Source organism: Bradyrhizobium sp. MI1.3 (genome assembly GCF_055811695.1).
In genome coordinates this window covers 1-404 of sequence record NZ_JBVVPQ010000274.1, presented here as the reverse complement: position 1 = coordinate 404, position 404 = coordinate 1, and the positions used below count along the sequence as shown (strand labels likewise).

The 404-nt window shown below is 68.1% G+C and carries 1 pseudogene; it reads left to right on the top strand.

The window, feature by feature from the left end:
• Window positions 1-404, top strand: a pseudogene (locus AC0L3A_RS41005) (IS5/IS1182 family transposase); the annotation flags it as partial.

Sequence of the window (404 nt, the reverse complement as noted above, 5' to 3'; positions counted from 1 at the left end):
CGCACGAGCGCTCGGACCTGAGCCATTGGCGCAAGCGGCTCGGCGACAAGTTGGAGCTGCTGCTGGCGGAGAGCCTGCGGGTGGCGCACGAGGCCGGCGCGTTACGCGGCCAGGACCTCAAGCGCGTCACCGTCGACACCACGGTGCAGCCGAAGGCCATCACCTTTCCGACCGATGCCAAGCTGCTCCATGCGGCTATCAAGGGGCTCAACCGCCTGGCGAGAAGGCACGCCGTCAGGCTGCGGCAATCCTATTCTCGTGTGGCCAAGGCCGCCGCGATGATGGCGGGCCGCTACGCCCATGCCAAACAGTTCAGCCGGCATCAGCGGCAGTTGCGCATTCTGCGCAGCCGGCTCGGCCGCATCATCCGCGACATCCGCCGCAAGATCGAGGGCCAGCCGGCA